Annotated in this window: 14 protein-coding genes; 9 read left to right on the top strand and 5 right to left on the bottom strand. The window is 45.9% G+C overall.

All coding sequences use genetic code 11. The annotated features are described in order from the left end of the window. Nucleotides 1-37: 37 nt before the first annotated feature. On the bottom strand, nucleotides 38-187 hold the full coding sequence (locus A361_RS29835) for a hypothetical protein (RefSeq protein ID WP_019379387.1): 150 nt from the start codon (nucleotides 185-187) through the stop codon (nucleotides 38-40). 695 nt (nucleotides 188-882) lie between these two features. Between A361_RS29835 and A361_RS04550 the strand changes: the two genes are divergently transcribed. From A361_RS04550 to A361_RS04560, 3 genes are all read left to right on the top strand, one after another. After that, nucleotides 883-1,332: a GreA/GreB family elongation factor gene (locus A361_RS04550; RefSeq protein ID WP_019379385.1), complete on the top strand. Its 450-nt coding sequence runs from the start codon at nucleotides 883-885 to the stop codon at nucleotides 1,330-1,332. A gap of 222 nt (nucleotides 1,333-1,554) precedes the next feature. Beyond that, the gene (locus A361_RS04555) at nucleotides 1,555-2,676 is read left to right on the top strand and encodes an NADH-dependent flavin oxidoreductase (protein WP_019379384.1); all 1,122 of its coding nucleotides are present in this window, start codon (nucleotides 1,555-1,557) and stop codon (nucleotides 2,674-2,676) included. 232 nt (nucleotides 2,677-2,908) lie between these two features. Next, nucleotides 2,909-3,148, top strand: a complete 240-nt coding sequence (locus A361_RS04560) for a DUF3951 domain-containing protein (RefSeq protein ID WP_019379383.1) — start codon at nucleotides 2,909-2,911, stop codon at nucleotides 3,146-3,148. 35 nt (nucleotides 3,149-3,183) lie between these two features. On the opposite strand, the gene A361_RS30785 is transcribed toward A361_RS04560, so the two are convergent. The 3 genes from A361_RS30785 to A361_RS04570 are packed head-to-tail and all read right to left on the bottom strand — an operon-like array spanning nucleotide 3,184 to nucleotide 5,048. Beyond that, nucleotides 3,184-3,399, bottom strand: a complete 216-nt coding sequence (locus tag A361_RS30785; protein ID WP_236887988.1) for a FixH family protein — start codon at nucleotides 3,397-3,399, stop codon at nucleotides 3,184-3,186. Nucleotides 3,400-3,448: 49 nt separating this feature from the next. Further along, entirely contained in the window at nucleotides 3,449-3,682 is a 234-nt protein-coding gene (locus A361_RS30790; RefSeq protein ID WP_236887990.1) for a hypothetical protein, read from the bottom strand. Continuing rightward, on the bottom strand, nucleotides 3,675-5,048 hold the full coding sequence (locus A361_RS04570) for a PepSY-associated TM helix domain-containing protein (RefSeq protein ID WP_019379382.1): 1,374 nt from the start codon (nucleotides 5,046-5,048) through the stop codon (nucleotides 3,675-3,677). The genes A361_RS30790 and A361_RS04570 overlap by 8 nt, the downstream gene beginning before the upstream one ends. A 191-nt stretch (nucleotides 5,049-5,239) precedes the next feature. Here A361_RS04570 and A361_RS04575 point away from each other — a divergent pair, with 191 nt between their 5' ends. The 6 genes from A361_RS04575 (at nucleotide 5,240) to A361_RS04605 (ending at nucleotide 12,191) form a co-directional block, all read left to right on the top strand. Continuing rightward, a complete protein-coding gene (locus A361_RS04575) occupies nucleotides 5,240-5,635 on the top strand; it encodes an MmcQ/YjbR family DNA-binding protein (RefSeq protein ID WP_019379381.1) in 396 nt (131 codons plus the stop codon). Between the two features lie 422 nt (nucleotides 5,636-6,057). Beyond that, nucleotides 6,058-7,611, top strand: coding sequence for a vanadium-dependent haloperoxidase (locus tag A361_RS04580; RefSeq protein WP_019379380.1), 1,554 nt, complete (start codon nucleotides 6,058-6,060; stop codon nucleotides 7,609-7,611). A gap of 300 nt (nucleotides 7,612-7,911) precedes the next feature. Further along, nucleotides 7,912-9,111: a S1C family serine protease gene (locus tag A361_RS04590; protein WP_019379378.1), complete on the top strand. Its 1,200-nt coding sequence runs from the start codon at nucleotides 7,912-7,914 to the stop codon at nucleotides 9,109-9,111. Nucleotides 9,112-9,125: 14 nt separating this feature from the next. Next, nucleotides 9,126-10,004 (top strand): peptidylprolyl isomerase, encoded by an 879-nt coding sequence (locus tag A361_RS04595; protein ID WP_009335123.1) that lies wholly within the window; start codon nucleotides 9,126-9,128, stop codon nucleotides 10,002-10,004. A gap of 13 nt (nucleotides 10,005-10,017) precedes the next feature. Beyond that, on the top strand, nucleotides 10,018-11,478 hold the full coding sequence (locus A361_RS04600) for an ABC transporter permease (protein WP_019379377.1): 1,461 nt from the start codon (nucleotides 10,018-10,020) through the stop codon (nucleotides 11,476-11,478). Between the two features lie 14 nt (nucleotides 11,479-11,492). Continuing rightward, nucleotides 11,493-12,191 (top strand): ABC transporter ATP-binding protein, encoded by a 699-nt coding sequence (locus A361_RS04605; RefSeq protein WP_019379376.1) that lies wholly within the window; start codon nucleotides 11,493-11,495, stop codon nucleotides 12,189-12,191. Between the two features lie 144 nt (nucleotides 12,192-12,335). On the opposite strand, the gene A361_RS04610 is transcribed toward A361_RS04605, so the two are convergent. Then, on the bottom strand, nucleotides 12,336-12,953 hold the full coding sequence (locus A361_RS04610) for a TetR/AcrR family transcriptional regulator (protein WP_019379375.1): 618 nt from the start codon (nucleotides 12,951-12,953) through the stop codon (nucleotides 12,336-12,338). Nucleotides 12,954-12,975 lie beyond the last annotated feature (22 nt).

A 12,975-nucleotide genomic window follows, 5' to 3' on the forward strand; every position in this document is an offset into this window, starting at 1 on the left:
AGAGTGAATTAACGTCTAATTCACTCTTAGCCTATTATTAACTTTTAGCACCATTATCCGGGTATGGCTGACCGTACCCTTCTACTTTCCCAGCACGCTCTCTTTCGTATTCTGAACCTGAACCTTGACGATTTTCAATTGAGGGTTTCGCTGCTTGCTTCTCTGACTTGCCGTTCTGATGTGACAATATCTTCACCTCCCATACACAGTTTAGATTGCTTAATAATTGTGAAACTATTCAAGTGGGATGAGGAGAAGTGTAGCTGGAGCGATATTTGATAAGAGGGACCGGACATCTGTCCCTCTTTTTACTGTTCGGACAAGACCGGAGGGAATCCGGTTGGAGGAGTCCGAAGCGGGTTTTCCTTCGGACGGATTAGGTAGAAATCCTAGGGGAAGAGTCCGAAGTTGGCGGACCTTCGGACAAGATAGATGGAAAACCAAATGGATGAGTCTGAAGTTAGTGGACCTTCGGACACAAGAAGGACAAATCCGAGTAAAGGAGTCCGAACCCGACACATAAATTCTGGCATGTGCAAAAAAGCGTTCCTGCAAAAGCAGGAGGGCTTTTTTTGCCTAAGGCGGCTTAGATAAAAAGGAAAAATGATACAAAAAGAGAATTATTTGGGAGAAGGAGTGGTTTTTTTGGCGGATGTACAAATGTTCAATTCGACAATAAAATCCTCCGAAAGCCTGCCAATGACCCACAAGTTAGCTGGCTTTTCAGGTACATATATGCTATGTTGTAAATATATAGTAGACCTTTCTTTATAAACGGGAAAGGTCTGCTTTTTATATATTCAAAAGAAGGATGGTGCATGGAAATGACAGTAGAAATGAAGTTTTGCAAGGTGTTTGATCCCAGCAGGGGGGTTATCTACTATGAACCATAGTATCCCCGCCCTCACTGAAAAAGAGTACTTTATTAAGCAGCTGACGTTTATTGATGATAACTATCAGGATCTGAATAGCCTTTATTTATCTTCCACTCCGCTCAAGGAGAGGAAAAAGGACTTCCTTAGTAATTATGTAAGTGAAGTGGAGAAATACATTACACTTTGTAATCAAGCTCCAGCAGAACCCCCTTTGCGAAAAGTATTGATTGGAACAAAGGTAACTGTGTTATTCGACGGGGAGGATGACAGGGAGGATTATCATATCTGTCTGCCCGATCAGTCTGACCCTGATAATGGCTGCATTTCATTCTTATCCCCGGTTGGCAGGCAGCTTCTGTTAAAAAATATGGGTGAACAAACATCCCTGATTATCCCAAGCGGCCAGCTGGATGTAGTTATCGAAAAAATATCATACTGGGACAAGGAGATAGGTTAACGGATATTATTTGGAGCGGAGGGACAAATTTGTCCCTTTGTCCCAGGCGGAGAGAGCTTCCGATTCAAATAATTGACTTCTTAAACTGTAACATATAACATTACAGTAATCTTTCGCTGCCTTCTTGCAGGGTAATTCTCAATTTGCGCAGTTTACTATGCGTAAACAGAAGAAATAAATAACAAACTAGGTTTGAAAGGTTATAAAAAGGAGTGTTTTTTTGTGAATCCAAGCTATAAACCGCTATTAGAATCTCTTAAGATAAAGAATAATGTGGAGTTAAAAAACAGAGTGGTTCTGGCTCCGATGACCAATTTCTCATCCCATGCGGATGGAACCGTGTCAGATGCCGAGATTGATTATTACGTACACCGCTCCAAAGGGGTAGGAATGGTGATTACGGCTTGTACAAATGTGACAGCAAACGGAAAAGGATTCCATGGTGAATTTGGCGGCGATCACGATGGGATGATTCCAAGTCTTTCGAGGCTGGCAGCCAGCATTAAAGAGCAGGGTGCCAAAGCAATACTCCAGATCTTTCATGGCGGAAGGGAATGCCCTCCAGAGCTCGTTCCAAATGGCGAAACAGTCAGTGCCAGTGCGGTTGCTTCTGAAGGAAGCGGGAACACTCCAAGAGCACTGACGGAAAAGGAAGTGGAGGACATCATTGCCGCTTTCGGCGAAACAACCCGCCGGGCCATCCAGGCAGGCTATGATGGCGTTGAAATCCATGGAGCCAATGGCTATTTAATTCAGCAATTCTTTTCTCCGCATTCAAATCGCCGTGAGGACCGATTCGGAGGAAGCCTTGAAAAGCGCATGACGTTCCCTCTTGCTGTGGTGGACGCAGTCCAAGAAGCGGTAAAAGAACATGCGAAAGAGCCATTCATTGTGGGGTACCGTTTTTCACCGGAAGAGCCTACTGAGCCAGGAATCACCATGGAAGATACTCTTCAATTGGTCGATGTACTGTCAGATAAAGGGCTGGACTATCTTCATGTCTCCCTGATGGACTTCTGGTCCAAACCGAGACGCGGGGCTGATGATGCTAAGCCAAGAATTCAGCATCTGTTAGAAAAAATGAATAACCGCCTGCCGCTTATCGGAGTAGGGTCCATTCATACTCCTGATGAAGCTGTAAAAGCACTGGAAACGGGAGTGGCCATGGTCGCCCTTGGCCGGGAACTGATTATGGAGCCGGATTGGGTGCAGAAGGTGCAGGAAGGAAAAGAGTCTGAAATTGCCACCACTTTATCCAAGAAGGATCAGGAAAAGCTGGTCATCCCTGATCCGCTCTGGCAGGCAATTGTAAACACTCCGGGGTGGTTTCCGGTTGTAGATTGAGGATGTCTTCAGGATTGAGCGCTTATATTAAGAAAATATTTGAAAAGGGACTGCTGAAGTCCCTTTTCTTTATTTATCAGTGGTGGCCATAAATTGTTGGAGAGCAGCAGTCATTAGTGCTTCGAGCTCAAGCAGGAATAAACGCCTTCTTTATTGAAGTTAACAGGGCAGGTTAGCTGCAAACGAAACCTATAAACATATACCAGATATCCATATGAAAAGGGGAGGGCAAATGAACCTGATTGATTTTATGGCAGCCGGTTTCCCAGCAGCCATAGTCATACTAGTGCTTATAGGGTTTTATAAAGTGTTTGTAAAAAAGAAAAGTGTTCAGCCTTTCTATACCCCATTTGATGAAATTACAGGTCAATCTGAAGTGGAGTTTCACGAAGAACAAGAAATCCTGGCTGAAGATGAAATTCAGGGAAATAAAAAGAAGCAGGAGAGAAGAAAAAGGATAGATAGCAGGTAACCTCTCCTGACAAACTCTATCCTTTTTGTTCTAAATTAATGATGATGACCCTGCCCCGCTTCCTGCTTGCCTGTTCCTTTTTGCAGGAATTCCACGTCGCTTTTCGACAGCTCTCCCACAATAAACTGCTTTTGCGGCATGATCAGGCTGCCGCCTTGCTGGGCGTGCACTTTTACAAAGTAAAGGCCATCCTTGTCAAAATCCTTGCTGATGCTGTAGACGCCCCCTCCCTCATTGTCTGCTTCCTCCATCCCATAGTGGACAGTGCCGTCCTGCTTCCAAATTTCGAAATGAACAAAATCAATCAGTATGATCAGCCGGTTTGCCGTCCTGTGTGAGAGTGGCTTTAACTGTTTCCTGTTCTCCGGCTGTAAAAGTGTCCGGTGTTTGTATTTCCAGTTTCAGCGGAGTTTCCTGTTTGTAAAGCTCTGCTGCATTCTCATTAAGTGAACATGCACTCAGAAAAGACAGCAGCAGGATCATAAAGACATATTTTTTCACGGCATTAGACTCCCCTATCATAAACTTACGCATTTAAAAACCTCTTCAACGCTGGTATTCTCCGGATTAAGAAAAAGTCAATTATCAAAACAGCGATGATCGTTAAGCCGACTAATGGGAAGAGGACTCCCATGGCAATTAACAGAAGGAAGAATCCCTTTGTGTTGTTAAACCCAGCTGTTTTTGGTGCGCCCATGTCTTTTTTCGGCTTGCGTTTGAGCCACAAATAATAGCCGCTTACCGCCACAAGGATGATGCCAAGGCAGATGAATAAACTGATTAATTGGTTAATCAGGCCAAATTGTGTCCCTTTATGAAGCGTAATTCCCCATGCGACTAGTTTCCCGATCCACCCGTAATGGTCATAGCGGTAATCTGTTAAAACCGCACCTGTATACTGATCGACATGCATCGTAATTTCATCCTGCGCTTTTGGCGGGAAGGCTGAAATTGTGTACACTCCCGATTTATCCTGTGGAATATAAATGGAATAGCTGGGATGGACGCCTTCACGTTCTGCAGCAGAAACCACATCATCAATCGAAAGCGGAATAAATCCCTGAAGGTCTGACACAGGCACGTCCAGATTTTCGGCAGCCCATGGAACATCGGCAATGTCTTTCGTCTGGATGGTTGACTGGGGTCCGCTTCCAACCCAGACACTAGGGGGATATCCTTCCCCGGTATTGGTTGCCATCGATTGAAAGTTTGTGCCCCAGAATCCGGACCAAGGCAATCCTGTCATGATTAAAAAGAGCATCCCAGCAGTGACCCAGAAGGCAGGCACTGCATGCAAATCTCTTCTGAAAGTCTTTTTCCCTCTATTCAGCCGGGGAAAAAGGACGCCGCCCATGCCAGGCCTTTTCTTCGGAAACCATAAATACAGTCCTGTTACAATGAGCACAACTGCCCAGCAGGCCGCCAGCTCTACGATCCGGTCTCCCAGCGTGCCGGCCATCAGTTCCCCGTGAAACTCTTCTATCTTATCCATAATCCGGTCCTCGCTGTTTAAGGCCCCGAGGGACTCACCTGTATAAGGATTGATAAAAACAGTAAGCGATTCATCGTTATTCACAATGCCGACTTCACTTGAACGATCGGCGCTTTCCCCGGGACGGTACACCGTCACTGCTGCAACCGGATATTGCTTCTTCACTTCTTCAATCTGCTGTGAAGCTGAAATTTTTTCATCCTGAGGGGTGACTTCATAATAATCCTGATAGAGGACACCCTCGATTTGCGGCTTAAACAAATAGATTGCTCCGGTTACCGCCAGAATAAAAAGAAATGGCGCAAAAATTATGCCCGCATAAAAGTGCCATCTCCAAACCGTTCTGTATAGAGAGGTGTTAGTCTGCGGTGGTTTCTGTATATCAGCCGTTTCTTTAACCGTTTCCATGTCATCAAAAACTCCTCTTCGTTAATCTTCTTTTCATATCTTAAAAGGGGAATGTGAGAAATGAATGAAGTTTTGAAAAAAGTTTTTTGGCAAAAAGCTGTCATAACAGCCAGAAACTCTCTTTTTTAGACAAGGGTTTCTAAATATAGTGTTGAATATTATCATGAAAGAACTGGCAAGGGAGTGTTAAGATGATCCATAAACAATTAAAATCACAAAAAAGCATAGAGATTCTGACAAAGGTAAGGGAGATTGCCATTGGTTTTCCTGAAACCGCCGAACAGGCTGATAAATTTGGACATACTTCATTTAGAGTAAAAGATAAGCCTTTTGTTATTTTGGGAGAGAACGAAGAGGGCATTCCGTCCATTGCCATGAAAACATCGAAAGAAACACAGGAATTTTTAGTGCAGGAAGGCAGCCGTTTTTTCAAGACACCCTATATTGGACAGCATGGCTGGACCTCGATTTTAGGTGATCATGAACTAGAGTGGGTTGAGGTTGAAGGCTTGATAAAAGAAGCTTATTTGCGGACGGCGCCTAAATCCATCCTGAAAAACTTGAAAATAGGGGGGAGTCCATCCTAGTAGCATAAAACCGACACAAACCGTCATGATTCAGCTAAAGGAAAAGCGCAGTCAATCCGCCTATTAATAAAAGAATGGTACTTGATAGAATGGCGATTTTGCCTGTGCGGTCTGATTTATGAAAAAGTCTAATAAACATTTTCACACCTCACTTTTAGTTAGTTATATTTATAGTACGATTTGGGATTGAAAAAATGTCATGCGCAGAGAAAGTTTCTCTGCGCATTTTTTTATGGAAAGAGATTCCCATTCTCTCCTTCATCCGGCATAGCATTCCCAAACTCTTTTTTTCCGGCTAGTTAGGAGGAGGACGAATAAAATGGTTAGGAGTTACTAGTTTGATGCCCAAGCTTACAACTAGCCTGTGAATATAATGAAATAATCATCATGAAATAACAAATAGAAGTTACAGAGGAGCTAATATGGAAGAAAAGAAAATTTACTATCATAAGGAAAAGGGCTGCTTAATAGCACCTAAAACAGGGTGGAAGCGAATGAAGGCAGCCTTTTGCATCCGTCTTATGTCTGCTGCTTCTCACCTGCTTGTGCCGCCAAAAGAACATTCATGCAATGGAGATGAACAGCTTCCCGGGAAAATAGGCAGCTACTCTAAGGGGCTTCCCCATAATTCTCTTGGAGAAGTTGTATCCGAGGCGTATGAACAGTATATGGAAGCTTTAAAGTCCGGAAATCCAGAAGATTTTGAATCGATCCCAATGGGTGGGAAGGTGAAGCTTTCAAATCCCCAGGCTTCCTATGTGTATGATTTAATAGGTCCTGATTGCCATCAATTGAATCTGTCCAAGCCTCCAGCTTTCAGCAGCGCCTTGGAGGCGGGAGAAATGGCAGAGTTATACTGGCAGGCGCTTACCAGGGATATTCCTTTCCGGGCTTATGAAAGTGATCCCCTGATTGCCGAGGCTGCTGGTGACCTATCAGGATTTTCTGATTTTCGGGGACCGAAAGATAACGGAAAGGTCACTCCTGAAACCTTGTTCCGCAGTGAGTTTCCAGGTAATCTTACAGGTCCCTATCTTTCACAGTTCCTCTGGAAGGACATTCCATTTGGTTCTGCAGTCATTCCCCAGAAATACCGCACCGCTTTGGCTGGGTCTGATTATATGACTTCTTATGAAGAATGGCTGGACATCCAAAATGGTTCATTACCCCGAGAATCGATAAAAGATCCGGTGCCCCGTTATATCCGCAACGGGCGTGACTTAGGTGAGTATGTACATTATGATTTTTCATTTCAATGTCCGTTATCGGCCTGCTTAATTTTGCTTAGTTATGGGCCTGAGGCTCTCGATCGGAACAACCCTTATCTTAAGTCGGCTACCCAGGGAGGTTTCATTACCTTCGGGGCTGCTCATATATTGGACATGGTCACAAAAGCAGGGAGGATGGCACTGGAAGCTTCCTGGTTCCAAAAGTTTCTCGTCCACCGCAGGCTCCGTCCAGAAGAATTTGGCGGGCGTGTTCATAACCATATGAATGGAGCGGCTAAATACCCGATCCACTCAGAGCTTCTTGAATCTGAAGCCCTTTCTAAAGTATTCAGCAAATATGGCTCTTATCTTCTGCCTATGGCCTATCCGGAAGGATGCCCGACCCATCCTGCCTATCCTGCAGGTCATGCGTGCATAGCCGGTGCAGGGGTTACGATCCTTAAAGCATTTTTCAACGAATCTTTTGTGATTCCGGATCCGGTGGAAGCAAGTTTGGATGGACTCTCACTGCTTCCTTATCCGGGCAAACCTCTGACAGCAGGAGGGGAGCTTAATAAGCTTGGTGTGAATATTTCCCTGGGCAGAGACACAGCAGGTGTTCATTGGCGCTCTGATGGCATAGAAGGGCTAAAGCTTGGTGAAGCAGTGGCCATTGGGCTCCTGCGGGATTACAGCTCATCCTTTAATGAGCATTTTAACGGTTTTACGCTAACCAAATTTGACGGAAAAAAAGTAACGATTATCTAAGCATTATATACACATGTGCGAGCCTCAGCGCCATGTGTTTTTTTGTGCAATAAGAAAGGGGATCTGGATAAAAATCCTGATCCTGGCATCTGCCATTCCGGCTCGTCATTTATTTGATGGGAGCGGAAATTCTCAGAAGCGTCTTGTAGAGCCCAATCCCTATTTATCAAGAGTGGGACAAGTTTTTTTCGAAAAAAGTTCCTTTGACATTTTCCTGACACATTGGGCCTTTAAAGTATGACTTGTAAGGCAAACGAAAACTATTCAAATTCAAAATAGATAAGAAGGAAGTGTTTAATCATGACAGAGTTTAACGAAGAAAGCAGAACGGAAAATCGGGCGGCCAAAAAACCGGTCTGGAAAGGGTTCCTGTCAACCGTGGCGGCTGGTGTGCTGGGTTCGGCGCTTACGCTGACAGCCGTTCCTTATTTCCAGGAGGATACGCCGCAGGCAAGCGTTCCGGAAGAAACTGGACAAGCTGAAAGCTCATCCAATCTCGATGTGAAGCCAGTATCTTCTTCATCCAAATCCCTGGCGGATACAATTGAGCAGGCATCGAAAGCGATTGTTGGCGTTGTGAATATGCAGCAGCAAAACAATAATCCGTTCAGCCAGTCGAGTGAAGCTTCAGAAAGCGGTACGGGCTCGGGTGTAATTTTTAAAAAGACAGATGATGCGGCATACATTGTGACCAATAACCATGTGATTGAAAATGCGAGTGAGATTCAGGTGACATTGCATGATGGTGAGAAGGCAACGGCAGAATTGATTGGAACCGATGCGCTGACAGATATTGCGGTGCTGAAAATCAAAGGGGATGTAGACGCTCAAGCCATGACGTTTGGCGATTCTTCCAAGCTGAGAGCTGGTGATCAGGTGCTGGCGATCGGCAATCCGCTTGGCCTGGATTTATCCAGAACAGTGACTCAGGGAATCGTGAGTGCGGTCGACCGCTCGATTCAAGTCAGCACGTCTGCAGGGGAATGGAACTTAAATGTCATTCAGACAGATGCAGCGATCAACCCGGGCAACAGCGGCGGCGCATTGATGAATACATCCGGCCAGCTGGTCGGGATCAACAGCCTGAAGATCGCGGATAGCGGGGTGGAAGGCCTTGGATTTGCCATCCCAAGCAATGAAGTGAAAACACTGATTGATCAGCTGATTGAAAATGGACAAGTGGTCCGCCCGTATCTTGGTGTTGGCCTGGCGAGCTTTGAAGAAGTGCCGCCTCAATATTTAAGAAATCTCCCTGATGGCGTGACTAGCGGGGCAATAGTGGCGAATGTTGATCCGGATTCGGCCGCTGCCAAAGCCGGACTTAAGGTAGAGGATATTCTCGTCAGCATTGGCGGAAAGCAAATCACGAATTCCGGAGATTTGCGCAAGCATTTATACAGCGGTTTTTCGATTGGCGATAAGGTGAAAATCGAATTTTACCGCGGCGGCGAATTGAAAACGGCGGAAGTCACGCTGACAAGCAACCAGAAAGCGAATTAGGAGAGGGGAACAGGATGAAGAATAAGAAAGTTATCTATTGGATTTTAGGCAGTGTAGTAACGATCGGGGCAGCGGCAGCCATCTTTTTTACAATAAAGGAGGATGATGCTGCTGCGACCGTAAACGGGGAAGAAATCAGCAGGGATGAGCTGCATGAGCGTCTCGTTGCCCAGTATGGGCAGGAGCTTCTGGATTCGCTGATCACCGAGAAAGTGATTGATCAGGAAGCGAAGAAAGAAAATGTGAAAGTGACACAGGAAGAAATTGATGAGGAAAAGGCTGTATATGCGGAGTCATACGGCGGTGAGGATGCTTTAAAGCAGACGCTCGAATCAAGCGGCCTCTCAATGGCTGATTTTGAGGAGGATATCGAATCCTACCTGGCAACCAAGAAGCTGCTGGAACCAAGGATTGAGATTTCAGAAGAAGCTATGAAAACCTATTTTGACGAAAACAAAGAAAGTTTTGCCCAGGAGGAACAGGTATCAGCGAGCCATATTTTAGTAGAGGATGAGGAAACGGCAAAGGAAGTCATCGGAAAACTGAATGATGGCGGTGATTTTGCGAAGCTTGCGGCTGAATACTCGACCGATGAAAGCAACAAAGATGCTGGCGGGGACCTCGGCTTTTTCGGAAAGGGAGATATGGTCGAGGAATTTGAAGAGGTCGCCTTCTCGCTGGAACCGGGAAAAATCAGCGATCCTGTTAAAACCGAATATGGCTATCACGTAATCAAAGTGGCAGAAAAGCAGGAAGCCAAAGAAGCAGCCTATGAAGATGTGAAAGAAGAGGTTAAAAATACATTATTTGAAACAGAGATGCAAACAGAATATACGGCTTGGCTGGAAGAAAAATTTGAAGAATATGAGATTAAGAACTATTTAGAGGGCTGAGGGGAAACTTGAGATGAATTTTTTAAAACGAGCGTTTTTAAGCGTGAAGGCCAGAAAAGGGAAAAGCATTCTGCAGATCTTCGTATTTACCGTGATTTGTGTATTAGTGCTGGCAGGTTTATCGATCCAGACAGCTGCCGAAAAGTCGGGAGATCTCGCCCGCCAAAAGCTGGGGGCAGATGTCACCCTGCAGGCTGATATGGAAAAACTGAGAGAGCAGGCGATGTCCCGGCAGCAGAGCAGAGGGGAGCGGATGCGTTTCCAGTCAGTTCCTGTCCCGCTTGATGCCGCAGAGGAACTGGCTTCTTATGACCAGATTAAAGGCTATAATTTCTACTCATCCACCACTGGGCTGGCCTTCGGTTTTGATCCGATTGAAAGCGACTCGGCTGCCTCTGACACATCTGAGGAAAGCGGTGAAGGGCAGGAGCCTGGGAGAGGCATGCCGGGCGGAATGATGCAGGGGGATGTGAGCCTGCAGGGGGTTGCATTTACAGACGCGGTTGCGGAGTTTATGGATGGGACCTCATCGATGGTTGAAGGAACCGGGATCACAGAGGAGCATATCGGTAAAAATGTCACGCTGATTGAACAGACATTGGCGGAAGAAAACGAGCTGGGAGTTGGCGATAAGATTACCGTCATCAACCCGCGTGATGAAACGGCTGAAATGGAGCTTGAAGTGATCGGAATCTATCAGACAGCTTCTGCCGGATCTGATCAGGCAATGGATTTTACAGCACTGAATCCTTATAACAAGCTGTATGTTCCATACACTGCTGCTGCAGCACTAAAGGGGTCTGACTATGAAAATACAATCGATAGCGCCATCTACTACATAGAGGATCCTGCCGATATGCAGGACTTTATCGATCAGGCAAAAGCAGAGAGCAGCATCGATTTCGAAACGTTCAAGCTTGATGCCGATGACCAGCTTTATCAGCAGATGGTCGGCCCGATTGAGAATGTAGCCGGATTTTCGAAAAATATTGTGTACCTGGTATCCATTGCCGGAGCAGTCATATTGGGTCTGATCGTCATGATGTTAATCCGTGAGCGGAAGTATGAAATGGGCGTCCTGCTGGCGATCGGGGAAACAAGGTGGAAGCTTGCAGGCCAGTTTATGGCGGAAATTTTAGTAGTGGCTGTGTTATCGCTCGGCATTGCCACAGCAAGCGGCAATGTGGTGGCGGGCCAGCTTGGCGACCAGCTCCTGAATCAGGAATTGGCATCAGCAGAACAGACGAATGCACCGGAGTCCTTCAGAGGAAGGGGCATGGGCGGCTTCGGTCCGGGTATGATGCAGACTCAGGAAACAGTGGAGACGGTAGATGAAATGAATGTTCAGGTGACACGAGAAGATCTTGGCTTCCTTGCACTAATTGGCCTCTTGATTGCGGCATTGTCGGCACTATTGCCTTCGTTAACCGTATTGCGCCTTCAGCCAAAAGCCATTCTAAGCAAGCAGGATTAAAAGGAGATGGAAAAATGAGTTCATTGCTGGAATTCAAAAATATCAGCTACTGGTATAAACATGAAAATAAAAAACACGATATCTTGAATAATATTAATGTGAGTTTTGAAAAAGGGAATTTTTACAGCATAATCGGGCCGTCCGGATCCGGGAAAACGACATTCCTTGCTCTGGCCAGTGCCCTGGATGTTCCGAAGGACGGAGAAGTGCTGTACGAAGGAAAGGATATCCGGAAAATTGGGCTGACGAGATTCCGAAATAAGTTTGTCTCCATTGTCTTTCAATCTTATAATCTGCTTCCGTATATGACGGCTCTGCAGAATGTATTGACCGCAATGGAGATTACCGGATCCTCTGCGAAAAATAAAAAGGTGATTGCTGTGGAGATGCTGAAGCGGGTCGGGATTTCTGAAATCCAGGCCCGGCAAAAAGTGCTTACTTTAAGCGGCGGCCAGCAGCAGCGTGTGTCCATTGCCCGGGCTTTGTGCTGTGACGCCGAACTGATTGTCGCGGACGAGCCGACCGGCAACCTGGACGAAGACACGGCCCAGGAGATTGTCGGTCTTTTACGGGCACTGGCACATGAAGAAGGGAAATGCGTGATCGTCGTTACGCATGATCCCGACATTGCGAGAGATTCGGATGTGGTTGTGAAGCTTTCAAAAGGGAGTATTACGGTTACAGCGAATGACCCCGAGCTGGTTTCGAATTGAAAAAGGTGCCTTTTCCTGAGGGAGGAGGCACCTTTTTTAAATTTTAAAACAGACGGTGGAATGGGAAGTGGCGCATTAATGAGCAAAATTTGATTGTAAAATGGAAGAGGGGCACACAAATCATGACAAGTGGGACATGAGTCTTTAATCATACAGCCCGCCCGTATACATTCTGGTCAGATTCACAATCACGTCATCCATCTGATACTTTTCCTCATTCATCACCAGCTCCCACATGAACATCTCATTTGAATAAAACCAGCCTCTCGCGGTAAGGGCCGGATCGAGTTGCTTTTTGGCAAGCTTTTGCGCCTGTGCGTAGCGGATATCGACTGAAATCCGCTCGATGAAGCGTTCGCGGATTCCGTACCATTTTTCCTCTATCTCAGGTGAGACGCCGATTGCCTCTTTTACGACCTTCATCATGTCCCGCTCATCCAAAGCCAGCCGCAGGAACAGCCTGACCTGCTTCTTAATATTTTCATAGGCCTCTTCTTTGGCCTGCGGCTTAAAGGGCATCTCTGCCACTTCGTAAAATTGGTTCATGAGATCTTCCATTAAGGTAATGAAAAGCTCATCTTTATTCTTAAAATAGACGTACGCCGTGCCGTAGCCTGTATTTGCTTTTTTGATCACTTGGGAGATGGTTGCTTTTTGGAAGCCATTTTCGAGAAAAACTTCTTTTCCGGCCTCGAGAAGCTTATGGCGTGTTTTCAGGGCCTGCTGCTGCCTTGCCGGCAATTGATCGATCGGATTCTTCATTTATTTCATTCCTTCGTTCAGT

This window comes from Cytobacillus oceanisediminis 2691 (genome assembly GCF_000294775.2).
Lineage (GTDB): Bacteria > Bacillota > Bacilli > Bacillales > Cytobacillaceae > Cytobacillus > Cytobacillus pseudoceanisediminis.